Genomic DNA, 25,635 nt, shown 5'->3' on the forward strand with positions numbered 1-25,635 from the left:
CAATATTGATTTATTAATTTTGCTAAAAAATAATTTGATTATGCAAACGGCTTCTTTTTCAGGTTTTATAAAATTGTTGTTCTATATGATAGTTTTCTATTATATTTTTAAATTTTTGGCGCGATTGTTTTTGCCTTTATTGGTAAAAAAGGTTGTTGAAAAGGCGGGTCAAAATTTTCAACAACAGCAACAACAATATTCACAACAAAAAACTTGGCAAAGAACTCGAAATAATGACGAAATTATAACCGAAACTGCCAATAGAAAAAATCCTCGCGAGACTAAAAAAGTAGGGGATTATGTTGATTATGAGGAAATAGATTGATGATTTCTGATTTTTGACTGATGATTTCTGATTTTTGATTTGCAAAAAAATAGTTGCAATCATTATAATCTGAAATCATTAAATTCTTAATATTGCTTATTAAAAGTCCATTCTGAAAATTCAGAACACAAATCTTAAATCTATAATCGTTAATCAAAAATCTAAAATATTAATGAAGCAACTTCAAAAGTTCTTTCCGCATCTACTTGCCATTCTTGGTTTTGTTATCGTTTCAAGTCTGTATTTTTTTCCTGTATTACAAGGAAAACAAATTTACCAATCTGATATTGCTCAATTTACTGGTATGGCCAAAGAGCAAAATGACTTTAGAGCTATTCATAACGAAGAACCTTATTGGACTAACTCAGCTTTTGGAGGAATGCCAACCTATCAGTTGGGTGCAAAATATCCACACGATTATGTTGGAGCAATCGATGATGTATTACGATTTTTGCCGCGTCCGGCTGATTATCTGTTTCTGTATTTTCTAAGTTTTTATGTGTTGATGTTAGTTTTGAAAACCGATCCGCTCAAAGCTTTTTTTGGAGCAGTTGCTTTCGGTTTTTCTACTTATTTAATTATCATTCTCGGTGTTGGACATAATGCCAAAGCACACGCCATTGCTTATATGCCATTGGTGGTTGCTGGTTTTATACTGGTTTTTCAGCAAAAATATATTTGGGGAGGTTTATTGGCGATGTTTGCAATAGCATTGGAAGTCAATGCTAATCACTTTCAAATGACTTACTATTTATTGATATTGTTATTGATTATTTCAGGATATTTTATTTACGAAGGAATTAAAGCAAAGGAATACAAGTCGCTTTTAATTTCTATCGGTACTCTTTTTGGAGCTGGTATTTTGGCAGTAGGAGCCAATGCAGGAAATTTATTAGCAACTGTGGAGTATGCAAATTTTAGTATTCGTGGTAAGAGTGATTTGTCCTTCAATCCTGATGGTTCCAAAAGTACGTCTGATGGTGCAATGACAAGAGATTATATTACAGAATATAGTTATGGTATTGCTGAGAGTTTTAATTTGATTGCACCAAGATTATTTGGCGGTTCCAATAATGAGAAAGTGGGTACTGATAGTAGTATGTTTGAGTTCATGATTTCTCAAGGTGTACCCGAAGCAGATGCTGTTAATTATGTATCTGCGATGCCAACATATTGGGGTGATCAACCCATTGTTTCTGCCCCAGCTTACATTGGTGCAGTTGTTTTCTTTTTGGGAGTTTTAGCATTATTTATCGATGATCGAAAAATTAAATATGCTTTTTTAGGAGGCGCATTTGTATCATTGATTCTTTCTTGGGGGAAAAATTTCCCAGCATTGACCGATTTTAGTATAGATTATGTGCCAATGTATAATAAGTTTAGAGCAGTTTCCTCTATACAAGTTGTACTAGAATTGTGTTTCCCAGTATTGGCTATAATGGGACTTCAGTCTTTTTTTAAATTAGAAAAAGAAAAACAGTTAAAACCATTGTTGCAATCAGCAGGTATTGGACTAGGAATCATTATTCTGTTGTTTTTGATAAAAGGAACTTTTAGTTTCTCAGGGGTAAGTGATAGTTATTTGCTGCAAAGTTATGGGCCTAGTTTTGTAGATGCTTTGGTTGCTGATAGAAAATCTTTGTATAGTGCTGATTTATTGCGTTCAGGTTTTTTTATTTTGATTTCATCAGCTATTTTATGGTTGTTTGCTAAAAATAAAATTGCTCAAAATACAGCTATAATTTTAGTTGGAATGTTCATGATAGCCGATTTGTTTTTTGTGGATAAAAATTATGTTTCAAACAAAGATTTTGTTAATGCGAGGGATGTAGAAATTCCTTTTCATGAAACCCCAACCGATAAGGCTATTTTGCAAGATCCAAGTATTTATAGAGTTTTTGATATACAGGGATTGATGCAAGCCAGAACGTCTTATTTTCATAAAGCTATAGGAGGATATAGCGCTGTTCGTCCAAAACGTATACAGCAATTATTCGATTATCAAATTGCAAAAAACAACATGGAAATTTTGAACATGTTGAATGTAAAATATGTGATTCAAACCGACAAAGAAGGTAATGAATCTCCTATTATCAATACCGATGCCAATGGAAATGCTTGGTTTGTAAATAGAATAGACTGGGTGCAAAATGCAGATGGCGAAATGAAAGCTTTAGATAAATTTAATTCGAAAGAAGTTGCAGTTATTAATCAATTTGAGTTTGGTTCCAGATTCAAGACCAAAAATTCAAATTTTGTAAAAGACAGTTTGGCTAACATTACTTTGGATTCGTATCAACCCAACAATTTGAAATATACTTCTAAAAATGCCAATGATGGTTTAGCTATTTTTTCTGAAATGTATTATGAAAATGGCTGGAAAGCCTATATTGATGGTAAAGAAACTCCAATCATTAGAGCAGATTATGTATTAAGAGCTATAGTTGTTCCTGCTGGAAATCATAAGATTGAGTTTAAATTTGACCCTCAAGTTGTAAAAACGGGTGGTACCATTACTTTGATAAGTAGTATCGGGATGTTGTTCCTGTTGGTAGGTGGTTTGTATGTTGAGAGAAAGAAAATAGATGCTAACCCAAATAAAATGTTGTAAAAAAGCTGTATTGTGTATTTTTATAACAATCAATACTATTGAAAATTGAAATCAGAATCCAAAAAAGTCCTTATTATAACCTATTATTGGCCACCAGCAGGAGGGCCTGGAGTTCAACGTTGGCTTAAGTTTGCTAAATATTTGCCTGATTTTGATATTCAGCCAATTGTTTATGTTCCTGAAAATCCAACTTACCCAATTATAGATGACAATTTAGAAAAAGAAGTTTCTGAAAAAGTAATTGTTGTAAAGAATAAAATTTTTGAACCTTACCAGTTGGCTTCTTTTTTTTCTAAAAATAAAACCAAAACTATTAGTTCTGGGATTATTCCTAACAAAAAGAAACAAACTTTTTTAGATAAGACTTTATTATGGATAAGAGGAAATCTTTTTGTTCCGGACGCTCGTTTTTTTTGGGTGAAACCATCAGTTTCTTATTTAGAAAAATTTATTGTTGAAAATTCTATTGATATAGTCATCACATCGGGTCCACCTCATAGTTTGCATCTGATTGGGATGGAATTGAAGCAAAAATTAAATTTGATTTGGCTGGCTGATTTTCGTGATCCGTGGACAACGATTGGATATCACAAAGAATTAAGATTGTCGATAAAAGCACAACGTAAGCATAAAGCACTAGAGTATAGAGTTTTGAATACTGCGGATCAAGTGATTGTGACGAGTAAAACTACTAAGATAGAATTTCAAGAAATTACTAATAGACCGATTACTGTTATTACTAATGGTTATGATACCGAAGTTACACCTCCTGTTAGTTTAGATTCTAAATTTAGTTTAGCACACATTGGTTCGTTTCTTTCCGAAAGAAATCCGATCATTTTATGGGAGTCTTTGGCCGAATTACTTGACGAGGTTCCTCAATTTAAAACGTATTTTGAATTGAAATTAATCGGGAAGGTAAGTCAAGAAATTTTAGATACTATTTCCAGATATAAATTAGAGGAATATTTGAAAAATTTGGGATACGTTTCGCATTCTGAAGCTGTAGCACATCAACGAAATTCCCAAGTTTTGTTGCTCATCGAAATCAATTCAGATGAAACCAAAAGTATTATTCCTGGGAAATTATTTGAATACATGGTCTCTAATAGGCCAATAGTTGCGATAGGTCCAAAAGATTCAGATTTTGCAGAAATTATTAATGAGACTAATACAGGCGTGTTTTTTGATTATACAGAAAAAGAAAAGTTAAAAAACACAATTACTTTATATTTCAATCAATTTTTAGAAGGAAAATTACAAAGTTATGGTGTAGGTTTGCAAAAATATTCCAGAAAAAACCTCACCAAAGAATTAGCGCAATTGATTCATTCCAAAAGATAAAGTGAAAACTTTATAACTTTGCAAACTTTAAACTTTTTACACAAAATTTAATGGGTATAGTATTAAATCAGTCATTAAAAAACACCATAATTACCTATATCGGATTTGGAATTGGAGCTATAAATACGTTGTATTTGTATCCGATTTTTTTAGGGGCTACATACTATGCTTTAACGAATTATATTCTTTCGGCTGCCAATGTAATAATGCCTCTGTTTGCGATTGGTATGCAAAATACATTGGTGAAATTTTATGCTCAATATCAGACCGAAAAAGAGCGAAATCAGTTTTTATCTTTTACAGTTCTTTTTCCTTTTCTTCTAATTATCCCGATGTGTTTACTGGGCTATATTTTTTTTGATGAGATTTTGTTTTTTTTATCAAAGAAAAACGGAATTGTTAAAGAATATATTTGGCTGATTCCTTTTACAGGAATATGTATGGCCTATTTCGAAATTTTTTACGCTTGGTTGCGCGTACACATGCATTCTGTTTTTGGAAATTTTATAAAGGAAGTAGGATTACGTTTGGCTTCTTTGTTTTTGTTAATTGGGGTTTACTACAATTGGCTATCAGTCGAAGGCTTTGTTTATGTTACTGCTGTCGTTTATTTTTTGGCACTTTTGGTGACAATGTTTTATGCTTTTAGTGTCAAGAAACCTCATTTTCAGTTTGCTATTCCAGAAAACACAAAGGACATTCTAGTTTATTCTTTTTATATTATTCTTTCAGGAAGTGTGGCCAATTTATTATTGGATGGTGATAAAATGATCCTTAACCAATACGTAAATATTGAGAACATTGCCTATTATTCGGTAGCGACATATATTGCTTTGGTGATTTCGGTGCCTAGTCGAGCCATGCATCAAATAGTATATCCCATTACGGCCAAATTGATGCATGAAAATAAGCATGATGAATTAAACGATTTATATAAAAAAACTTCGATAAATCTTCAAATTGTGGGTGGATTTGTGATGTTGTGTATATTTGTTAATATTAATCAGCTATATGAAATTGTTCCAAAGGAATATAGTGGAGGTATTATGGTCGTTTTTATGATTGGGCTCTCTAAATATTTTGATTTGATTTTAGGGAACAATAATGCCATTATTTTTAATTCTAAATATTATAGAGCCGTATTGTTTTTAGGGGTAGGTCTGGTGGTATTAACCGTTGTCTTAAATATGGTTTTTATTCCTTTGTACGGGATTATAGGTTCGGCATTTGCGACATTATTGTCTATTACCTGTTATAGTTTAGCCAAATTACTTTTTGTTGTAAAACGTATGCATTTGTATCCGTTTACAAAACAAAATTTGTACAGTTTGGGAATCACTTTTGTTGTTTTTATACTGTTTTATTTTTGGAAATTTCCGCTAAATCCTCTTATAGCTATTGGCTTAAAATCTATTTTAGTAACCATAGTTTATATTTATTTGAATTATAAGTTTGTTATTTCGCCTGAAATAAATAAAGCTCTGGATAATTTGATTTTAAAAATTAGAAGAAAAAAATAAAATTATTTAAGTTCCAGCTAGTTTGCATATTTAAATTCTCCTTGTGTTGTTTTTTTTATATTTGTAAGTAATGTTTTTAATAAGAAAGTATTAAAAATTTTATTTTATGAATAATCTAAAAAACATAAATCATGAAAAAAATTAAGTTGCTGTTTCTTTATCTATTTCTTGGGTGTTTTACATTGGTTTTTTCTCAACCCCAAAAAACAAACAAAACTTTAAAAGATAATACTAAAGTTTTGGATACTGTTCATCAAAACAAACTTGAATTCGATGGATTTCCAGTTGCTCCTTTTAATGATACTTTGTTTTTTATTTATAATAAAATAGGATCGTTTAATGCTGAAAATCGAGCCAATGCGATTAGTAGTAGAATAGTATTACTTTATGAAGATTCTTTTTTTGTTAAGGATTCATTGAAGTTGGTTCAGTCTGATTCTGGCTATGATATAGTTTATAAAAAAGATTTTCCCATAATGACCGTCTCTAATTTAGATGCCAAGACCGAAGGGAATGATTGTCATGTTTTAGCTCAAAAGAATCTGAACGATATTCAAAAAGCCGTGATTGCTGAAAAAGAAAAATTCAGTACGGTGAGTTGGCTAAAACGTATAGGTCTAGTTTTAGTATTAATCACTTTTTTTGGGTTAATTGTATATGCCATTAATAAACTTTTTAGATGGTTGCGTTTTTTAATAATTCAAAAAAAAGAACAATATTTCTCTGGTTTTAAAGTCAAAGAAACACTCCTTTTGTCACAAGATAAACAATTGGAATTCATTTTAAAGTGTGTGACTATAATACGACTGATATTTTTAGTTTTTATATTTTACATTTCATTACCTGCTTTTTTTAGTGTTTTCCCAGGAACAAAGAATTATGCCTCTTTGTTATTGAACTGGATTTTTTCGCCAGCAAAGGCTGCTTTGATGGGATTTGTTCATTTTTTGCCTAATCTTTTTTCTATACTAGTAATCATAGTTCTGTTTAGGTTTATTGTCAAAGTATTCAAATTTTTTGTCGATGAGATTCATAAAGGTCAAATCAAAATAGATGGTTTTTACAGTGATTGGGCAATTCCTACTTTTAATATTGTGAAAGTGTTGTTGTATGCCTTTATGGTGGTTATAATATTTCCATATTTACCAGGTTCTAATTCTCCAATTTTTCAAGGAGTTTCCGTATTTGTTGGAATTTTATTCTCTTTAGGTTCTTCTAATGCTATTGCTAATATGATTGCTGGTCTTGTTATTACTTATATGCGACCTTTTAAAATTGGAGATTTTATTAAGATTGGTGATGTTACAGGCACTGTTATCGAAAAGAGTTCATTGGTGACAAGAGTTAGAACTCCAAAACAGGAAGATATTACAATACCTAATGCGACCGTTTTGTCTAGTTCTTCAGTAAATTATTCATCTAATACGAATACGGAATCTAAAGGATTGTTAATTCATACCAAAATTACCATTGGGTATGATACACCGTGGGTTTTGGTACATAAAGCCTTAATTGAAGCAGCTTTAAGAACCGATAAGTTAGAACAATCTCCAACTCCTTTTGTGTTACAAACTAGTCTGGATGATTTTTATGTTGCTTATGAAATCAATGCTTATACCAAGTTTCCAAATGAGCAACCGTTGATTTATTCGAATCTCCATCAAAATATTCAGGATTGTTTTAATGAAGCTGGATTAGAAATAATGTCATCGCATTATAGTGCACTTCGAGATGGAAACAAAACGACCACACCTGAAGATTATTTGGCTAAAGATTATAAAGTGCCTGGCTTTAATTTCTCTGATAAAAAATAATTTCACCTTTTTTTTCGTGTTAAAATGAGTTTAAATCTTTTTTTATTTGTAGGGTAATTAGTGTTTATTTTATATTTTATTGTTTTATATCGAATTTTTTTACCTTTTTTATTAATTTATTTTTATTATGCATTGATAATCAGTTATTTGTGAATTTTTATTTTTGATATCACTAAATTTAGGTATTGCGAACAATCACGATAAGTCTTACATTTGTACCGTTGACGATTGAAAATAAATGAATATTAAATGCCTTAAAGGATGAAAAAACATTTTATTAAACAGGATAAATTAAATCAATTTTCAAAAGTGATTGCCAATAAAATTCAGAATGGATTTGTTGTAATAGAAAAAAACGATAAAATGCCTTTTACTGTTCTATATAAAGAAGGTAAAAAAATTAATCATAGCTTAAATTTTTTAGTTTGTTGTGCTACACTTGGAATGTGGTCTTTACCTTGGCTGTACATGTCACAGGTTACAGCAAAAGATAAAAAAATTCTTGTTGCTATCGATGAAGAAGGGGTTGTTTTTGAAGAAAATTGTTACTTGGGATAACCTTTAAAGGTTAGTGAGTGATGTAAAGTTACTTTTTAATAATACTTTCATTTTTTAAATGAGATTTTATTCAAGAAGATTAGTTTAAAGTAATTGGAATAAAACCATAAACTTTTTCAAATTATTGTATAAAGGGATAATCAAAAAAGCCATGAACTTATGTTTATGGCTTTGTTTTTTTAAAGTTTATCTTCAAGATATTTAGCAGTTATAGAGTTTTTGTTTTTGACAATGTCTTCTGGTGTTCCTGCTGCAAGTAATTGTCCTCCGTTTTCTCCTCCTTCTGGGCCAAGATCTATAACCCAATCGGCGCATTTTATTAAGTCAAGATTGTGTTCTATAACCAGTATAGAATGTCCTTTTTCTATCAAGGCATCAAATGATGCCATTAATTTTTGAATGTCATGAAAATGCAACCCAGTTGTTGGCTCATCAAATACAAATAGGGCTTTTTCTTTTATCGTTCCTTTTACTAAAAATGAAGCCAGTTTAATACGCTGAGCTTCTCCCCCAGAAAGTGTCGAAGAAGATTGACCTAATTGAACGTAACCTAAACCAACATCTTGTAAAGGTTGTAGTTTTTGAGTAATTTTTGTTTGTTTGTTTTTTTCGAAGAAAAGAATAGAATCATCAATAGTCATAGTTAGAATGTCGTTGATGTTTTTGCCGTCAAAATTGACTTCTAATATTTCTTTTTTGAATCGTTTTCCACTACAGGTTTCGCATGGTAATTGAACATCGGCCATAAAAACCATTTCAACATTTATAGTTCCCTCGCCTTTACAAGTTTCACATCTTCCGCCGTCAACATTAAATGAAAAATGCTTGGCCTGATAGCCTCGAACTTTAGAAAGTTTTTCTTTGGCATACAAATCTCGAATATCGTCATATGCCTTGATGTATGTAACAGGATTTGACCTTGAGCTTCGGCCTATTGGATTTTGATCTACATATTCAATGTGCTTGATATGAGAAAAAGAACCAGTGATTTCGCTAAATTGTCCCGCTTTTTCTCCAGCATTATCCAGTTTCTTTTGCATAGCAGGAAAAAGAATTTTCTTGATAAGGGTACTTTTTCCGCTTCCCGAAACTCCTGTAATAACAGTTAAAACATCTAGAGGGAATTTGACATCAATATTTTGTAAATTATTTTCTCTGGCGCCTTTTATTTCGATGAAGTTTTTTGAAAAACGTCGTTTTTCAGGAACTTTAATTTCTAAATTTCCATTAAGATATTTCGCCGTTAGTGAATTTGATTTTAGTATTTCTTCATAAGTGCCTTGAGCAACTAGATTTCCTCCGTAAGTTCCTGCCTCAGGCCCAATATCAATAATCATATCAGCAGCTTTCATGATGTCTTCATCGTGTTCTACTACAATAACAGTATTGCCTAGATCACGTAAAGATAGGAGTACTTTTATTAAACGTTCGGTGTCTTTGGGGTGTAAACCAATACTGGGTTCGTCTAAAATATACATAGATCCGACCAAGCTACTTCCTAATGATGTTGCCAAATTGATTCGTTGTGATTCTCCTCCAGAAAGAGTAGAGGAGTTTCGGTTTAGAGTTAAATAATTTAGACCAACTTCGGTTAAAAACGATAATCGATTGTTAATTTCTAGTAATAGACGCTTGGCTATTTGCTTTTCATACTCATTTAATGAAATGTTTTTGAAAAAATCGACTAAATGTTGAATAGGTAAATCGACCAAATCAGAAACAGTTTTACCATTAATCTTGACATACGAGGCTTCTGGTCTTAAACGCTTTCCTTTGCAAACATGACATTTTGTTTTTCCTCGATAACGAGAAAGCATTACTCTGTTTTGAATTTTATAATTTTTTTCTTCGAGTTCTTTAAAAAAGTCATTTAAACCTTGAAAATATTTATTTCCTGTCCAAATTAATTCTTTTTGTTCTTCAGAGAGTTGAAAGTAAGGTTTGTGGATTGGGAAATCAAATTTATAAGCATGATTCACTAATTCGTCCCGAAACCAACTCATGCTTTCGCCTCTCCAAGGAAAAATGGCATTTTCGAATATAGAAAGTGAAGTGTTTGGAATGACTAAGTCAGTATCAATTCCTATAATGTTTCCATAACCTTCACAAGCTGGACAAGCTCCATAAGGATTGTTGAAACTGAATAGATGAACATTTGGTTCCAAAAATGAAATTCCGTCTAATTCAAAATTATTTGAAAATGAAAATTTTCTTTCGGAGTTTAACTCTTGTAAATAACAAATTCCTTTTCCCTCAAAAAAAGCAGTTTGTACAGAATCGGATAAGCGATTATAAAACTCTTCTTCATCTTTAACGATGATTCTGTCAATGATAAGATAAATGTCTTTATGGTCTAACGAATGTTGTTGTTCTACAGTAAAATTGTCCAGGCGAACCATCTCATCGTTTACCAAAATCCTAGCAAACCCTTGTTGCAATAAAACTTTTAGTTTGTTTTCTAATTCTCTTCCTTCTTCAAGATGAATAGGAGCGAGGAGTAACCATTTGCTTTCAAGTTCAAGATTTTTTACGGTCGAAACAACATCGGTAACAGTATTTTTTTTGACTTCTTGTCCAGAAATTGGCGAATAAGTTCTACCGATTCTAGCAAACAACAGTTTGATATAATCGTAAATTTCGGTTGATGTTCCTACTGTTGATCTTGCATTGGTGGTATTTACTTTTTGTTCGATAGCAATCGCTGGAGCAATTCCTTTAATGTATTCTACTTTTGGTTTATCTAATCGTCCTAAAAATTGTCTGGCATATGATGATAAACTTTCTACATAACGACGTTGGCCTTCGGCATAGAGAGTGTCGAATGCTAAACTGGATTTTCCAGAACCAGATAATCCTGTAATGACTACAAGTTTGTTTCTTGGAATGGCAACATCAACATTTTTTAAATTATGTACTTGGGCACCTTTTATTATAATGTTTTTCTTTGGATCGAGGTTAGAAATATCAACTGGCATACTATAAATGAATTTCCACAAAAGTACTCAATTTTAATGGTAGTATATCTAAAACTATTAATTTCCAAATTTGCTTTTAGACCCTCTTTTTGATGATGTTTTTGAATATTTAAATTTTTATTAAGAAAGTTGTATAGGGTATCTTTAAGTGTATCAGTTGTTTATAATTGTTAAAGTCGTTGGTTAAAGTTGCTAAGAAAAATAAATTAATATTTTAAAGTATTCAAGGGGGTAAGCCTTATGTTTTCTTGGGTTAAGCCCTGTTTAGAGCCAAAAATGCATTTTGATTGTTTTATAGAATTATTATAGAATGTTATATAATTATCATTTCTGGTTTTTTTTTCTTGTTTGTATCAATAAAAATTTGTTAAATTTGGCTCATTAACATTAACATATAACTGTAGCCTATAGTAAAAAAATACTTTTTAGATAATGCCCCAAAAAACTAACAACTCTAAAAGGATTGACTATGGCAAGTTTACAAAAATCAGACGCTTTATTGGTAAAGGACTATATTGCTGGTGACGAAAATGCATTAGCGGTATTAATAAGAAGACATGAATCTAAAATCTATGGATTTATTTATTCTAAAGTTTCAGATAAAGATGTTTCTAATGATATCTTTCAAGATACTTTTATCAAAGTAATCAAAACTCTAAAATTGAATTCCTATAATGAAGAAGGTAAATTTCTTCCTTGGGTAATGCGCATCGCACATAATTTGATAATAGATCATTTTAGAAAATCCAAAAAAATGCCAATGTTCAGAGAGACTGAGGAGTTTTCTATATTCGCAGTGATGTCTGATGATTCTTTAACTATAGAAAATCAAATTATTGCAGGACAAGTAGAGGATAATATTCGCAGATTGGTAGAAGAACTTCCATCAGACCAAAAAGAAGTTTTGGTTATGCGTATGTATCAGGACATGAGTTTTAAAGAAATTTCTGAGGTAACAGGTGTGAGTATTAATACGGCATTGGGTAGAATGAGATATGCCATCATGAATTTGAGAAAAATTATTGAAAAACACCAAATTGTTTTGACAAATTAATACTAAAGTGTAAACTCTTGCGTTGTAATATAAACTCAAAAATTATAAAACATGCAAAAGAATTACTCTAAAGAATTAAAAATTACTAAAAAGATAAAGCCAGATAAAGAGGTTGTTTCTTTTTTGTTGAACTATTCTAAGTCTTTAAAAATTGTTAAAGTAGAGGATAAAGTTTTTGAAATTATTGCTAATTGATTTTTGTAGATTCTTAATTATAAAGAGTTTATAAATTTTTAAAAAGAAAAAATGCACCAATTGATTTAAAATAGGTGCATTTTTTTTGTGAATTTATTTTTGAAACTCTTTCAATACAGATTTTCTACCAATTGTTTTTGTGATAATATCTTTTTCAATATCCCAGCCTCTAGCGGGAGAGTATTCACGTCCGTACCATATAATTTGGAGATGTAAATCATTCCATAGTTCTTCGGGGAAAATTCGTTTGGCATCTTTTTCAGTTTGTACAACATTTTTTCCGTTACTTAGGTTCCATCGGTACATCAATCGATGAATATGTGTATCTACAGGAAAAGCGGGTACTCCAAAGGCTTGTGACATTACCACACTAGCAGTTTTGTGCCCAACAGCTGGTAACGCTTCTAGAGCTTCAAAACTTTGAGGGACAATTCCGTTGTGTTTCTCTATTAAAATTTCAGATAAACCATGAATTCCTTTTGATTTCATTGGTGATAAACCACAAGGTCGAATTATTTCTTTGATCTCATCGACAGACATCTTTACCATATCATAAGGATTGTCTGCTTTGGCAAAAAGCAATGGAGTGATTTGATTGACTCTTACATCTGTGCATTGAGCTGAAAGCAAAACAGCAATCAGTAAAGTATAGGGGTCTTTATGATCTAACGGAATAGGAATGCTTGGGTATAAATCGTTTAATGTATCTATAACGAAGGTAATGCGTTCTTGTTTTGTCATTTTTTGTAGCTTTGAAATGTAAAGTAAAACAATTTCAGGAGGAATAGCAAAAGGCGTTTTTATAGAATAACTATTTCTAAACTAAAAAAAATAAATAAATAATTTGGATAGTATCATCAACTTATTAAGTAGTTTTCTAAAAATTGACAATCAAGAAATTGATTTTTTTTATCCAAATTGGAGAAAGAAAACATTAAAGCAAATACAATCTTAATAAAAGAAAATCAAAAATCAAATAAAATTTATTTTATCGAATCAGGACTTTTAAGGACGTATTTTTTACTTGATGGCAAGGAAATTACTACTTATTTTGCTTGTGATACTCAATTGATTTCTGTTTACGCCAGTTTTTTAACCCAAAAACCATTTTTCGAATGCTTAGAAACAATTGAGGATTGTGTTTTGTATTCTATAACTTATGAAAGTGTTACTGACTTGTATAGTGTAAATCCAAATTTTGAAAGTTTAGGAAAAATTTTAGCCGAGCAAAATTATCTATGTTTAATAGAAAGGACTTACTATTTGCAAGCAATGCAAGCAAAAGAGAAGTATCGATATTCATCGAAAAATATGATAAAAAAATAGTTTTAAAGGCACCCCAAAAACATATAGCAAGTTATTTAGGGATTTCACCTGAAACTTTGAGCAGAGTACGAAAAGAAGTTTAATTTCTTGACAAATGTCAATGTAAATGATTTTCTGTGTTTTCATCTTTGTAAAAAAACAAAATGAAGATTATGAAAATTTCAGTTGCCTCTTTATTAGTGATTATAACTTTAATGCTAATTTCTAATTCTTGTAGAAGTGTTTTACAAGTTGAAAAATATCCAAAAACAGATTGTTATTCCGAAAAAGAATATGTTGTAAAACCAGTTACATTTTCTATTATCCTAACAGGTACTGCTTCAACTCAAGAAGCTTTTTTGTTTAAAGGAGGTAGTTTGTTTAAAAGTAGAGAATTATCACATATTGCTGTGTTAGTAAAGCACAACAATAAAAGTTTCTTGTTTGATACAGGTTTGGGAGGTAATATTGATACACAATTCAAAGAAATGTCTTTTCTGCATAGGCAAATGTTTAGATATTCAAAACAACAAAGTGTAAAGCAACAATTAATTGCGAATAGTTTTAAAAGCGATAGTATTAAAACGATAATATTATCTCATTTGCACTGGGATCATTCTAGCGGGATCAAAATTTTTCAAATGCGACCATTTATACAACCGAAGACGAATATGTTTATGCTAAATCAGAAAAAGCACATTCTCCAGCTTTTTTAAAATCCCAATTTGATGGAAATACTATAGATTGGAAATTCTTAGAATTTAAAAAAAATAAATACAAAACTTTTGAAGAGAGTTGCGATTTTTTTGGAGATGGGAGTGTGGTTTTCGTTAAACTTTTGGGACATACTAATGGTTCAATAGGTATGTTTATAAATGGTCAAAAAAGATATTTTTTTACAGGAGATGTTACTTGGAGTATTGATGGTTTCAAAAGACCATCTCCAAAACATTTTATTCCAAGTAAGCTAGTAGATCTTGACGAAGATGAGTTGAATAAAACAATAGTAAAAGTTCATAATTTGATGCTTGCTGATCCAGCTCTTATCGTAATTCCCGCTCATGATTTTGACAGTCAGAAAGGGTTGAAACATTTTCCTGAATTTCAATAAATTTCGTACAATAATTTTAATTATAGTTTGAATGTAGAAACATAAATGTCTAAAAAATCTTCGTTGGGGAGAATGATCAAATATCATTTATTACAAAACTTAGTATCTTAGCAACTTAGTAATTCAGCAATTAAAAAAAATGACTACATTAAAAATAGGTGATAAAGCACCAGATTTTTCAGGGATAGATCAAGAAGGAGTGTCACATCAATTAAATGATTATAAAGGTAAAAAGTTGGTGGTTTTCTTTTATCCAAAGGCATCTACACCTGGTTGTACAACCGAAGCATGTGATTTGAGAGATAATTTTGAACGATTTCAGGCTAATAATTATGAATTGCTTGGAGTTAGTGCTGATAGTGCAAAAGCACAGGCTAAGTTTAAAGATAGAAATGAGTTGCCTTTCCCTTTATTGGCTGACGAAGACAAGCTAGTTATTAATGCTTTTGGAGTTTGGGGACCCAAAAAGTTCATGGGAAGAGAATATGATGGAATACATAGAACAACTTTTGTAATTGATGAGAGCGGAATAATTTCGGATATAATTCTGTCTGTCAAAACCAAAGAACATGCCAATCAAATTTTGAAATAAAGGTTTGTTCTTTTATGGGGAAATTTTAAAAAAAAAATCCAAGAATTACGGTAAAGTCATTCTTGGATTTTTATAGGCTTCTTATTTTTTTTGCTCTAAAAGCGAGTCAGGTTGATAACCAAAAAGATGTTTCTCTTTGATGATTTCGGCAATTCCAGGAGGAAGCATCGATTCCCATCCAGGTTTTCCAGCGCTAATCATTTTTAATACTTCACGTGAGAAAATTTGTAGAATGTCTGGATTGTAATTTTCTATATCAAGTACTTTGCCATTAAATTTAAAAAATTTATATAATTCTTTCATTCTTGGATGAACCATTAAGGTTTCAGAAGTAATTACTTCACCTTCTTCATCAAGCATCGGATACAAGAATACTTTCATGTCACGATAGAATAATTTTCCAAAAGCTTCTAATATTCCACCACTCAAATGGCGGTAGTATTTTTCGTCAAAAATATCAACCAAGTTGTTAACTCCCATAGCAAGTCCCATTCTGGCTTTGGTATAATTAGAAAAATATTCAACAACTTTGTAATATTCTTGGAAGTTGGATATCATTACGGTTTGTCCTAATGAGCAAAGTAATTCTGCACGATCCATAAAGTCTCTTTCGTCTATTTCTCCATCCGAACGAAGATTCGATAAGGTAATTTCAAAGACCACCAACGTATTTTCTTTTTCGACTTTATTTTCATCCAAGAACATTTTTAACGATTTTTCATACATGTCTATATTTACCTTGGTAACAGGGCGAAAACTACCTCTAAAGGCGAGTATATTTTTTTTGTATAAAATGGCAGCTGGTAAAATATTTTTTCCTTTTGGGTTAAACATTACCGCATCGGTCATTCCGTTTTTGACCAATTGTAAACTCATTAATCGGTTGTCAACATCAGCAAAACGGGGACCCGAGAAATTAATGGTGTCTATTTCTAACTGGTCTTTGTCGAGGTGGTCGTAAAGATAACGGAGTAGTTTTTTTGGATCATTGTATTTGTAGAAAGCGCCATAAATTAAATTCACTCCTAAAGTTCCTAAAGTTTCTTGTTGTAGTCGTGAATCAGTTTCTTTAAAACGAATATGAATGATGATTTCGTTAAAGTCTTCATTAGGATCTAGTTGGTATCGAATTCCAACCCAACCGTGTCCCTTAAATTGTTTGGCAAAATCAATGGTTGCTACTGTATTGGCGTAGCTAAAAAATAATTTATTTGGATGTTTAGTTCTGCTTAATCGCTCTTTTATCAATTCGACTTCATGGGTTAGCATTTTTTTTAGGCGACTTTCGGTAACATAACGGCCGTCTTCTTCAACTCCATAAACAGCATCACTAAAATCTTTGTCATAAGCAGACATTGCTTTTGCAATTGTTCCTGATGAGCCACCAGATCTAAAAAAGTGTCTTACTGTTTCTTGTCCAGCTCCAATTTCGGCAAATGTTCCGTATATGTTTTCATTCAAATTTATACGAAGTGCTTTATCTTTTAGAGAAGGAATTTGCTCGATAACTTTATCTCCTTTTAGCTTTATCTTTTTGGCTTCCATTTTTTTTATTTAAATTCGGCGATTATGATACAAAGTTAACTAATTAGGCTTCTAAAGGAAAGAGAATTAATTCTATTTTTGTAAAAAAAACACACAATTGAAGGTATATTTTTTAGGCACAGGTACATCACAAGGGATTCCAATTATTGGTGTTGATCATGAAGTTTGTAAAAGCACTGATTTTAAGGATAAAAGACTTAGAGTTTCGATTTGGATTTCATGGGATGAGCATTCCTATGTGATTGATTGTGGCCCCGATTTTAGACAGCAAATGCTGACTTCTAATTGTCGTAAATTAGATGGAATTTTGTTTACTCACGAACATGCCGATCATACAGCAGGTTTAGATGATATTCGTCCTTTTAATTTTAAGCAAGGCGCAATGCCTATTTATGCCCACCAAAGAGTGTTAACCAATATCGAACAGCGTTTTGATTATATATTTAAAACCGTAGATCGTTATCCTGGAGCTCCTTCGGTCAAAACGAACGAAATTGAAAATAACAAACCTTTTGCCATTGGAAACAAAATGGCAATTCCAGTAAGTGTTTGGCATGGCGATTTACAGGTTTTTGGATTTAGAATAGACGATTTTGCTTATTTAACTGATGTGAAAACGATAGATCAGGAGGAAATTGAAAAACTACAGAATCTTAAGGTTTTGGTGGTGAATGCTTTGCGGGAACAGCCTCATGATACACATTTTAATTTGCAAGAAGCTTTAGATTTTATAGCTTTGCTGAAGCCCGAAAAGGCTTACCTTACTCATATTAGTCATATGCTTGGTTTTCATGAAGAGGTTCAAAAAAAATTACCTGAAAATGTTTTCCTAGCTTACGATAATTTAGAAATTACAATTTAATGATACAAAATGAGCATAGTTTACCGCTATGTGATTTTATTTTCCTAATAAATATTATATCCAAATGAAAAGATCTTTTCTCCTTTATGCTTTAATATTGTCGTTGATTTTTAATATATATACCTATATGTATTTGAGTAAAGAGGTGACTTTTGAACAAGATAGGTATAAAAAGACAACTTTAAAATTGAAAGATAGTTTGCAAGTAATGACCAATAAATGGTCGGATGCTAATTATTTTTCATTGGAAAAAAATGAAAATGCTCAAAACTATTTTGAGTCTGCAACTTCTGATAAAATCAGAAATTATACGACTTTAATTCCTTATGTTACTGAAAAATTATTGGATTTGAATGCAAACCCAAAGGGGGATCCTTATACAGGACAAGAACAATTAGGAGCTAATAAGTTTATGATTAATAAGGTTAAAATTCTGAACCATCGTTGGATTATTGCCGATTACAGTGATGGTGAATATTGGGGCGAAGTTTTGTTGAAATACTTTATAAATGATGATCAAAGTGTAACTTTTGAAGTAATCCAGTCTGTTATTTATCAAAAATAATAGAAAAATGGGAGGTCTGTATTTAGTAATCCGTAAAATAAAGGTTTTAGTAAGAAACTAAACTGATTACTAAATACAGGTTGCTAAATCCTAATTTTCAATCAGCCAATTTTTGAAATCGTAAAAATTTTGAGGAGCAACTCCGTGACCAACAGGATATTCTTTGTAGGTGATATTTATACCTAATTTTTCTAAAATGCCAGGTGTTTTTCTTGCCCAATCTATTGGGATTACTTGGTCTACTGTCCCGTGTGAAGCAAATATTTTGACTGTACTTAAATTGTTTTTCAAATAATCTTCGGTTACAATTTCTAAATTTAGATAACCACTCATGGCAACAACTTTGTTTATCTTTTCAGGATACGAAAGTGCTACTGCATAACTCAAAATTGCCCCTTGACTAAACCCAATTAAACTCACATTTGTTGTATCGATAGGGTAAGTATTAGCTAATTCATCAATAAAATCAGCAATCGTATCTCTTGAAGTTCTGGCTTGATCATTGTCAGAAAATTTATTTTGATCGGCATCAAAATTTATGGCATACCAAGCATAACTTCCGTATTGAAGATCATAAGGAGCGCGAGCTGAAATAATAAAATATTCCTCTGGTAATTCTGATGCAAACGAAAATAAATCGGCTTCGTTACTACCGTAACCATGAAGCAAAAGCAATAATGGGTTTTTGTCTAAAATTACTTTTGGTTCTCTGATTTTATATTCTAATGATAAATTCATTTTTTAGTATTTAGTTTTTTAGTATTCAATATCGAAGACGCAATCCAAAAGGGGTAATCTTCAATCAAAAATTAGGAAATACTTTTAAACCATTTCTGGAATAAACTTCCTAACAATGGAATAGGTTTTGTTTGACCGTTTATGGCACTAAACATCCCATAAGTCCATAAAACAGAAAGAAAAATCCACATAGACATAGAAATAGCAATACTATCAAAATTACTAATGATTAATCCTAAAGAAATAAAAGTAATGGATAAACCCAGTGCTTGACGAATGTGGAAGGAGGCAAAAGTGTTTTTGTCTTCACCGCTGTTCATTGACATAGCAATAAAAACACCAATAATTAAAATGTAGCTAGTAATGGCTGCCGTTTTTCCTTTTTCGATAGAGTTATTCATGATGGTATTTGGTTTATAGAACTAATTTTCCCTGATTGTAAATTCCGTATACTTTACCAGCTAAATTTGTTTCTAGGAATGCAGAATTTTTGGATTTTGAAAGTATGTTTTCTTTACCGAAAACAGTAGAACCTTCGGTTGTGAATAGCGTTATATTGGCTATTTCTCCTTCGTTGATTGGATTTGTTGGTATTCCAAAAAATGATTTTGAATTTGTGAATTTTTCAATAATAGTTGTTAATGGAAGAACGGTCATCAAAGCGCCAAAAGCACTTTCTAATCCAGTTGTACCATTTTTAGCCAAATCAAATTCCATTTTTTTATGTTCGATATCGATTGGATTATGGTCTGATGTAATCATATCGATTGTGCCGTCTAAAACACCGTTCAGTAAGGCTTGTCTATCGGTTTCGGTTCTCAGTGGCGGTGTTACTTTTAGACGAGTGTCAAATGTTTCTAGTTTTTCATCTGTAAAAACCAAATGATGAACCGCAACGCTACAGGTAATATTGAGTCCTTTTGCTTTTGCATCTTTAATCAGTTGAACGGATTTTGCCGATGAGATTGTCGGGATATGCATTTTACCACCAGTATATTCTAATAAAAATAAGTTACGAGCAATTTGCAATTCTTCGGCTAGACTTGGGATTCCTTTTAGTCCCAATCGAGTAGAAACAATTCCTTCATTTGCAACACCATTACCTTTTATTTTTTCGTCTTGTGAAAATGCAATAAGCAATCCATCAAAATCTTGAACATATTGTAAAGCGATTTTAAGCAAATTGGCATTGTCTATCCCTTTGTTGTAATCACCAAAAGCAACTGCACCAGCATTTTTCATATCAAATAATTCGGCCATATCTTTTCCTTCGCTTTCTTTGGTTAAGGCACCAATTGGGAAAAGTTCGGTTGCAAAACCATTGGCTTTGCTTTTTACAAAATTTACTTGCGATTGATTGTCAATTACAGGGAAAGAATTTGGTTGTAAGGCAACAGCTGTAAATCCGTTCTTGGCAGCGACATTTAATCCATTTGCAATGGTTTCTCTATCTTCAAAACCAGGCTCTCCAAACGAAACGCTACTGTCAAACCATCCTTGCGAAATATGAAGATTATCAAGTTTTATTTCTTGAACATTATCAGTGTTAGAAAGTTCAGTACCAATTTGCTTTATGAAACCATCTACGATTAAAAGATCTACAGTTTTGTTGTTAAACGAACTTTTTGAATCTATAATTTTGGCGTTTCGGATGATTATTTTCATGTTTTTTTGTGATTTTTAGAAATTGGATTGTTATTTCATAAATTTGATAATTGCCATTTCTAGTGCTAGAAAGAATAGCGCAAAGATAATAAACCATTTCCAAATTTGATTATCACTTCGGTTGCTTTGTAGTGTGTTAAAAATAGTCGAAATGGATTCGCTGGTTTGGTAATTGGTTAAAATACTTTCGTTGACTTGATCCAAGTCGCTTTCGGTTCTTGAATAATTAAAACTGATGTTTTCTATTGGCTTTTGAGCGTCATAAATACTGTAATTTCCAGCTTTTTCAGGATAATCATTAAAAAACAATTGTACTTTATTGTTCAATAATTGTTGTACTGGTATAAATTGTTCTTCTTGGTTTTTTACCGTCAAGATCTCGTCTTTTGATAAATTAATAGTAACCAAATAGGAAGTGTTTTCTCCAATCGTATTTGTGTTTATTCCATTATTTTGTTTGCTCAAAGCCATTTTGTAAAATACAGGAACTATCAATGGTGATTGTTGAAAGTTTGAATTGGTTAGATTTATTGGAGCCGAAAACACATAAATAGAGGAAACATTGTTTTTTATTGCGGTCAAAAATGAAGTTTGATTATCATAGGTTAAAATGGCTGGGCTGTTACCTGCAACTGTAAAACTGTTTTTTACTTTTGGGTACTGAAAATTATTGGTTTTATTTTCAAAAACTCCTGAAAATAAGGGATGACTATAATTGATTTTAGTAATTTGTTTTTCATTCGATTCTAGCGATTTGAATTGGGTCGAATCGAATTGGGCTAGTAATGTATTTAAATCTGTCATTGAAGCGCTTTCTGAAGGGATAATAATTAGGTTGCCGCCTTTTTTTACAAACGATTTTAAAGTAGTTTGTAACGCTTGTGGAATTTCGTCTAATTCATTCAAAACAATAGCGTCTTGTTTGTCGATCGTATTGTAGTCTAAAGCATTAAGTGTTACGGAACCAAAACTGAATTCGTCATCTGTGTAAATTCTGCTTAAAAAACTATTTTTCTCAGGAGTTCCAATACTGATAACATTGTTTTTTTTGATTTTTGCAATGCTAAAAAATAATTTATTATCATAAGCCAAATCCTGATCTTCTATAACTACATAACCCTGAAAAGGTTCTTTTGGAATATTGAAATTGATGATTTGTTTTTTGGTTTTAAAATCAATGATGGTTTTAGCGACCAATTTATTTTGGTTGTACAAAGCCATTGAGACAGGTTTTAAATCTTCGCTATAATTGGTGGTGCAGATACTTATTTCATAAAATTGATCCAATGTTTGATTCATAAAAACACTGTCTATCGCAACATTGTTTTTTTGTTCTGCTTTTGGAATAATAAAATAGGGAGGGTTTTCGGTTTCAATTTTTTTTAATTGATTAGGAGTTAGCCCTACAGCATCGGTAATAATTATAATATCTTTTTTGTATGGTGATTTATGAGCCTTGATTTTTGATAGTATATGGTCTAATTGAAATGATGAAGCACTATATTTTAAGTTTTGCAATTCGGAACGAATGGTTTTGATATCGGTATTCCAATAAGTATCGGTATTAGTCAAGAATGAAAAACTGCTATTCTCAGGAGTCTCTTCCAAAAGTTCTTGAATAGCGCGTTTTAATAATTCTCCTTTTTTTCCTTTGGCTTGCATGCTGAAGGAGTTGTCTAGAACGATGTACATTTCATTGTTAGCATTTTTTTTGTCTTTTGACTCAAAAAAAGGTTGTGAAAATGCTAAAATGATAAAGGTTAGCAATAGCATTCGACAAGACAAAAGCAGCCATTTTTTTATTTTGGAACTCTTTCTAGTTTGGATGGAAAGTGCTTTTAAAAAACGAACATTTGTAAAATATTCTTTTTTAAAACGTCTTAATTGAAACAAATGCACCAAAATTGGAACAATCAAGAGGAATAAAAAATAAAGAATTTCGGGTTGTTTAAAGTGCATTCTTTGTTTTTGTTTGCTTCTAGTGAGCTAAAGTAATTGAATTTGTTAGATTCTAACTTGTCAAAAATACAAATTTGTTTACAGTTTGTAATATTGTTGATATTATTTTTCAAAAATGATGCGAAATAAGGGAATTCTGAAAGAATATCTTTATTTTAGCTCCTCGAAATTTTTTAATATGAAAAAACTATATTTATTTCTCATTTTATGGTCTTGTGTAACATCTTTGCAAGCCCAAAAAAACATTCACAATCTTATCGTTGGGACTTATACAAATTCTTGCAGTAGTAGAGGGATTTATGTGTATGAATTTAATTCAGATAAAGCACAAATACGTTTAAAAAAGAGTTCAGATAGTATAAGTAGTCCAAGTTACGTGTCGCTTTCTGAGAATGGTAAATTTATGTATGCTGTTAACGAAAGTGGTAATACAAGTACCGTAAGTGCTCTTCGATTTGATCCTGAAAACGGAAAACCAAGTTTGATAAATCAAGTAGATTCTAAAGGTGCAGATCCTTGTTATTTGATTAATGATGACAAAAATGTGATTACAGCCAATTATTCAGGAGGTAATATAGCTGTTTTTGGGAAAAATGATGATGGTAGTTTGACAGATGCTAAACAAGTTATTCAGCATCACGGAAAAGGAATAAATCCCGACCGTCAGGAAAAAGCTCACGTGCATATGGTTTATTTTTCACCAAATAAAAAATATGTATTGAGTAGTGATTTGGGTACTGATATGATAAAGATTTACAATTACAATCCTTCAGCAACTACCGATGTTTTAACCTTAAAGGACAGTGTTTCGGTAACACCTGGGAGTGGTCCAAGACATTTGAAATTTGATAAAAAAGGGAAATTTGTATATGTTTTGCAAGAATTAAACGGAGCTATAACTTCTTTTAGTTACGATGACGGAAAATTGACTAAGGTTTTCGAGACAACTATTTTAGATAAAGATTTTAAAGGAACTTTTAGTGCTGCGGATATTCAGATTTCTCCAAATGGAAAATTTTTATATGCTTCTAATAGAGGAGAGGCTAATAATATTACGGTTTTCAAAATTAAAAAGAAAGGAAAATTACAATTAAAAGGTCAAACGGGTACACAAGGAAAAGGTCCAAGAAGTTTCGTGATAGACCCTACAGGAAAATTTCTTTTGGTAGGGCATCAATACACAAACAATATTGTAATTTTTAAGATTAATAAAAGAAAGGGAACATTAACAGATACGAATAAAAGCTTTGATTTGTGTTCACCAGTTTGTTTGATTTTTGGTAAAGATTCGTCAAAAAGATAAGCTATATGTTACGTAAGTTTTTTGTAGGTTAGCAAAGTTTCAATATGGTAAAAGAAATCTATTTTTTATTTGTAACCAAAACCAAAACAGCTCGTGATTTCAATCACGAGCTGTTTTGGTTTTATAATGATTTACCCCGATAAACTATTTTTTCTTTTTTTTCTTGGCTGCTTGTTTTTTTAGCATATTTCTGTTTACAGAGCCGTGTGTTTTTTTCTTGGTTACACCAGGTCCTCCAAGATTTACCTTTTGATTTTTTTTGCTTTTTTCATGGAAAGCACCATTACTTTCAGTTTTGGGTCTTTTTATCAAAAGTTTGATTGGTTGTCTGTCTTTTTCAGGGCCAATTAGTTTGTCTGAAATTTCGACTTCTTCTGGGAATGTTTCGTATTGTAATTCCATATCCATAAGGATTTCGGTTGCAATCTTTGCTTCTTCATCTCTTGGCGAAATAAAACTTATAGCAGTTCCTGTTGCGTCTGCACGTCCTGTTCTACCAATTCTGTGCATGTATAATTCTGGTAATTCAGGCATTTCAAGGTTAATGACGTGCGTGATATTCGAAATATCCAAACCTCTAGCCATGATATCGGTCGTAATCAATCCGCGAAGAGCACCTTCTTGGAACTCGGCCATAGTATTCAATCGGTAATTTTGTGATTTATTTGAATGTATAACACCAAACTGATTTGGAAAATCTTCTTCAATTTTATCAAAAACCATATCCGAAATCTTTTTGTTGTTCACAAAAACCAATACCCTGCTCATGTCCTCATTGGTTTCTAATAAATGCTTTAAAAGATTTATTTTGGTGTTAAAATTAGGGACTTGATACGTAATTTGTGTAATGTTTTCCAGTGGAGTTCCAGATGGCGAAAGGGTTACTTCTTCAGGATAATCAAAATAATCATTCAAAACAGCATCGACTTCGTCGGTCATAGTGGCCGAGAAAAGAATGTTTTGTCTTTTTTTAGGCATCATAGCCAAAATAGCGGTCAATTGTGTACGGAAACCTAAATTTAGCATCTCGTCAAATTCATCAATAACGAGCTTTTGCATTTCTTCAAAACGAATAACATTGTCCAAAGTCAAATCCATAACTCTTCCAGGTGTTCCTACAAGAATGTCGCAACCTTGATAAACTGTCGTTTTCTGAGTATTAATGTTTACTCCTCCAAAAATACCTATGGTACGAACCGACATGTATTTGGTTAGTTTTTCGACTTCCTCAACCACTTGAACCACGAGTTCTCGAGTTGGAACCAAAATGACAATTTTTGGTGTGTGTCCTGGAGTGAATTTGTATAATTTTAGTAAGGGTAATAAATAAGCAAATGTTTTTCCAGTACCAGTTTGTGCAATCCCCATCATATCGCGTCCCGACATTATCACCGAAAAAGTCTTTTCCTGAATAGGAGTGGGAGAAGTAAAACCTAAATCAGTAATGGCTTTTTGTACAGATTTTGGAAGATTGAATTGTTCGAAAGTACTCATTTGTCTTAAAATTTTGTGCAAAGGTACGTTATTAATCAGCATTTTGAAAATTGCATTTTTGATGGCTATAAATTAGCATTTTAGATGCAAAATAGGTGAA

General features: G+C 31.6%; 23 protein-coding genes. 15 read left to right on the forward strand and 8 right to left on the reverse strand.

Features of this window, described 5'->3' with window-relative positions; all coding sequences use genetic code 11:
• The first annotated feature begins 40 nt into the window (after positions 1–40).
• From ABEB18_RS07440 to ABEB18_RS07465, 6 genes are all read left to right on the forward strand, one after another.
• A complete protein-coding gene (locus ABEB18_RS07440; protein WP_348798727.1) occupies positions 41–325 on the forward strand; it encodes a DUF4834 family protein in 285 nt (94 codons plus the stop codon).
• A gap of 172 nt (positions 326–497) precedes the next feature.
• Positions 498–2,936 (forward strand): YfhO family protein, encoded by a 2,439-nt coding sequence (locus tag ABEB18_RS07445; protein WP_348798586.1) that lies wholly within the window; start codon positions 498–500, stop codon positions 2,934–2,936.
• 45 nt (positions 2,937–2,981) lie between these two features.
• Positions 2,982–4,280 (forward strand): glycosyltransferase family 4 protein, encoded by a 1,299-nt coding sequence (locus ABEB18_RS07450; RefSeq protein ID WP_348798587.1) that lies wholly within the window; start codon positions 2,982–2,984, stop codon positions 4,278–4,280.
• 50 nt (positions 4,281–4,330) lie between these two features.
• The gene (locus tag ABEB18_RS07455) at positions 4,331–5,800 is read left to right on the forward strand and encodes an oligosaccharide flippase family protein (RefSeq protein ID WP_348798588.1); all 1,470 of its coding nucleotides are present in this window, start codon (positions 4,331–4,333) and stop codon (positions 5,798–5,800) included.
• Positions 5,801–5,931: 131 nt separating this feature from the next.
• Positions 5,932–7,614, forward strand: a complete 1,683-nt coding sequence (locus tag ABEB18_RS07460; RefSeq protein WP_348798590.1) for a mechanosensitive ion channel family protein — start codon at positions 5,932–5,934, stop codon at positions 7,612–7,614.
• Positions 7,615–7,875: 261 nt separating this feature from the next.
• Entirely contained in the window at positions 7,876–8,172 is a 297-nt protein-coding gene (locus ABEB18_RS07465) for a hypothetical protein (RefSeq protein ID WP_348798591.1), read from the forward strand.
• A gap of 179 nt (positions 8,173–8,351) precedes the next feature.
• Here ABEB18_RS07465 and uvrA read toward each other — a convergent pair whose 3' ends face one another.
• A complete protein-coding gene (gene uvrA, locus ABEB18_RS07470; protein WP_348798729.1) occupies positions 8,352–11,147 on the reverse strand; it encodes an excinuclease ABC subunit UvrA in 2,796 nt (931 codons plus the stop codon).
• Positions 11,148–11,616: 469 nt separating this feature from the next.
• On the opposite strand from uvrA, the gene ABEB18_RS07475 reads away from it, so the two are divergent.
• Positions 11,617–12,201: an RNA polymerase sigma factor gene (locus tag ABEB18_RS07475; protein WP_348798592.1), complete on the forward strand. Its 585-nt coding sequence runs from the start codon at positions 11,617–11,619 to the stop codon at positions 12,199–12,201.
• Between the two features lie 51 nt (positions 12,202–12,252).
• The gene (locus tag ABEB18_RS07480) at positions 12,253–12,396 is read left to right on the forward strand and encodes a hypothetical protein (RefSeq protein WP_348798593.1); all 144 of its coding nucleotides are present in this window, start codon (positions 12,253–12,255) and stop codon (positions 12,394–12,396) included.
• Positions 12,397–12,489: 93 nt separating this feature from the next.
• Here the strand turns inward: ABEB18_RS07480 and ABEB18_RS07485 are convergent, their stop codons facing one another.
• On the reverse strand, positions 12,490–13,137 hold the full coding sequence (locus ABEB18_RS07485) for an endonuclease III domain-containing protein (protein WP_348798594.1): 648 nt from the start codon (positions 13,135–13,137) through the stop codon (positions 12,490–12,492).
• Positions 13,138–13,314: 177 nt separating this feature from the next.
• On the opposite strand from ABEB18_RS07485, the gene ABEB18_RS07490 reads away from it, so the two are divergent.
• The 4 genes from ABEB18_RS07490 (at position 13,315) to bcp (ending at position 15,404) form a co-directional block, all read left to right on the forward strand.
• Positions 13,315–13,722: a Crp/Fnr family transcriptional regulator gene (locus tag ABEB18_RS07490; RefSeq protein ID WP_348798595.1), complete on the forward strand. Its 408-nt coding sequence runs from the start codon at positions 13,315–13,317 to the stop codon at positions 13,720–13,722.
• A gap of 152 nt (positions 13,723–13,874) precedes the next feature.
• Positions 13,875–14,417, forward strand: coding sequence for an MBL fold metallo-hydrolase (locus ABEB18_RS07495; protein ID WP_348798596.1), 543 nt, complete (start codon positions 13,875–13,877; stop codon positions 14,415–14,417).
• Between the two features lie 122 nt (positions 14,418–14,539).
• A complete protein-coding gene (locus ABEB18_RS07500) occupies positions 14,540–14,812 on the forward strand; it encodes an MBL fold metallo-hydrolase (RefSeq protein WP_348798597.1) in 273 nt (90 codons plus the stop codon).
• Between the two features lie 139 nt (positions 14,813–14,951).
• Positions 14,952–15,404, forward strand: a complete 453-nt coding sequence (gene bcp / locus ABEB18_RS07505; RefSeq protein ID WP_348798599.1) for a thioredoxin-dependent thiol peroxidase — start codon at positions 14,952–14,954, stop codon at positions 15,402–15,404.
• A gap of 81 nt (positions 15,405–15,485) precedes the next feature.
• Here bcp and ABEB18_RS07510 read toward each other — a convergent pair whose 3' ends face one another.
• A complete protein-coding gene (locus ABEB18_RS07510) occupies positions 15,486–16,949 on the reverse strand; it encodes a TonB-dependent receptor (RefSeq protein WP_348798600.1) in 1,464 nt (487 codons plus the stop codon).
• Between the two features lie 97 nt (positions 16,950–17,046).
• Here ABEB18_RS07510 and ABEB18_RS07515 point away from each other — a divergent pair, with 97 nt between their 5' ends.
• The gene (locus ABEB18_RS07515) at positions 17,047–17,811 is read left to right on the forward strand and encodes an MBL fold metallo-hydrolase (RefSeq protein ID WP_348798601.1); all 765 of its coding nucleotides are present in this window, start codon (positions 17,047–17,049) and stop codon (positions 17,809–17,811) included.
• Positions 17,812–17,875: 64 nt separating this feature from the next.
• Positions 17,876–18,376 carry a hypothetical protein gene (locus ABEB18_RS07520; RefSeq protein WP_348798603.1) on the forward strand — a complete coding sequence of 167 codons (501 nt, stop codon included), beginning with the start codon at positions 17,876–17,878 and terminating at the stop codon, positions 18,374–18,376.
• A 90-nt stretch (positions 18,377–18,466) separates the two neighbouring features.
• Here ABEB18_RS07520 and ABEB18_RS07525 read toward each other — a convergent pair whose 3' ends face one another.
• The 4 genes from ABEB18_RS07525 to ABEB18_RS07540 all read right to left on the reverse strand — a co-directional run bounded on the left by ABEB18_RS07525 (position 18,467) and on the right by ABEB18_RS07540 (position 22,738).
• Positions 18,467–19,114, reverse strand: a complete 648-nt coding sequence (locus ABEB18_RS07525) for an alpha/beta hydrolase (protein ID WP_348798604.1) — start codon at positions 19,112–19,114, stop codon at positions 18,467–18,469.
• Between the two features lie 71 nt (positions 19,115–19,185).
• A complete protein-coding gene (locus tag ABEB18_RS07530) occupies positions 19,186–19,515 on the reverse strand; it encodes a hypothetical protein (protein ID WP_348798605.1) in 330 nt (109 codons plus the stop codon).
• Between the two features lie 13 nt (positions 19,516–19,528).
• On the reverse strand, positions 19,529–20,779 hold the full coding sequence (locus ABEB18_RS07535) for a dihydroorotase (RefSeq protein ID WP_348798606.1): 1,251 nt from the start codon (positions 20,777–20,779) through the stop codon (positions 19,529–19,531).
• A gap of 30 nt (positions 20,780–20,809) precedes the next feature.
• On the reverse strand, positions 20,810–22,738 hold the full coding sequence (locus ABEB18_RS07540) for a BatA domain-containing protein (protein ID WP_348798607.1): 1,929 nt from the start codon (positions 22,736–22,738) through the stop codon (positions 20,810–20,812).
• Positions 22,739–22,916: 178 nt separating this feature from the next.
• On the opposite strand from ABEB18_RS07540, the gene ABEB18_RS07545 reads away from it, so the two are divergent.
• Positions 22,917–24,041: a lactonase family protein gene (locus tag ABEB18_RS07545; RefSeq protein ID WP_348798608.1), complete on the forward strand. Its 1,125-nt coding sequence runs from the start codon at positions 22,917–22,919 to the stop codon at positions 24,039–24,041.
• Between the two features lie 144 nt (positions 24,042–24,185).
• On the opposite strand, the gene ABEB18_RS07550 is transcribed toward ABEB18_RS07545, so the two are convergent.
• Positions 24,186–25,535 carry a DEAD/DEAH box helicase gene (locus tag ABEB18_RS07550; protein ID WP_348798610.1) on the reverse strand — a complete coding sequence of 450 codons (1,350 nt, stop codon included), beginning with the start codon at positions 25,533–25,535 and terminating at the stop codon, positions 24,186–24,188.
• Positions 25,536–25,635: the final 100 nt, after the last annotated feature.

Origin of the sequence: Flavobacterium adhaerens (assembly GCF_040045115.1) — a bacterium.
Taxonomy (GTDB): domain Bacteria; phylum Bacteroidota; class Bacteroidia; order Flavobacteriales; family Flavobacteriaceae; genus Flavobacterium; species Flavobacterium adhaerens.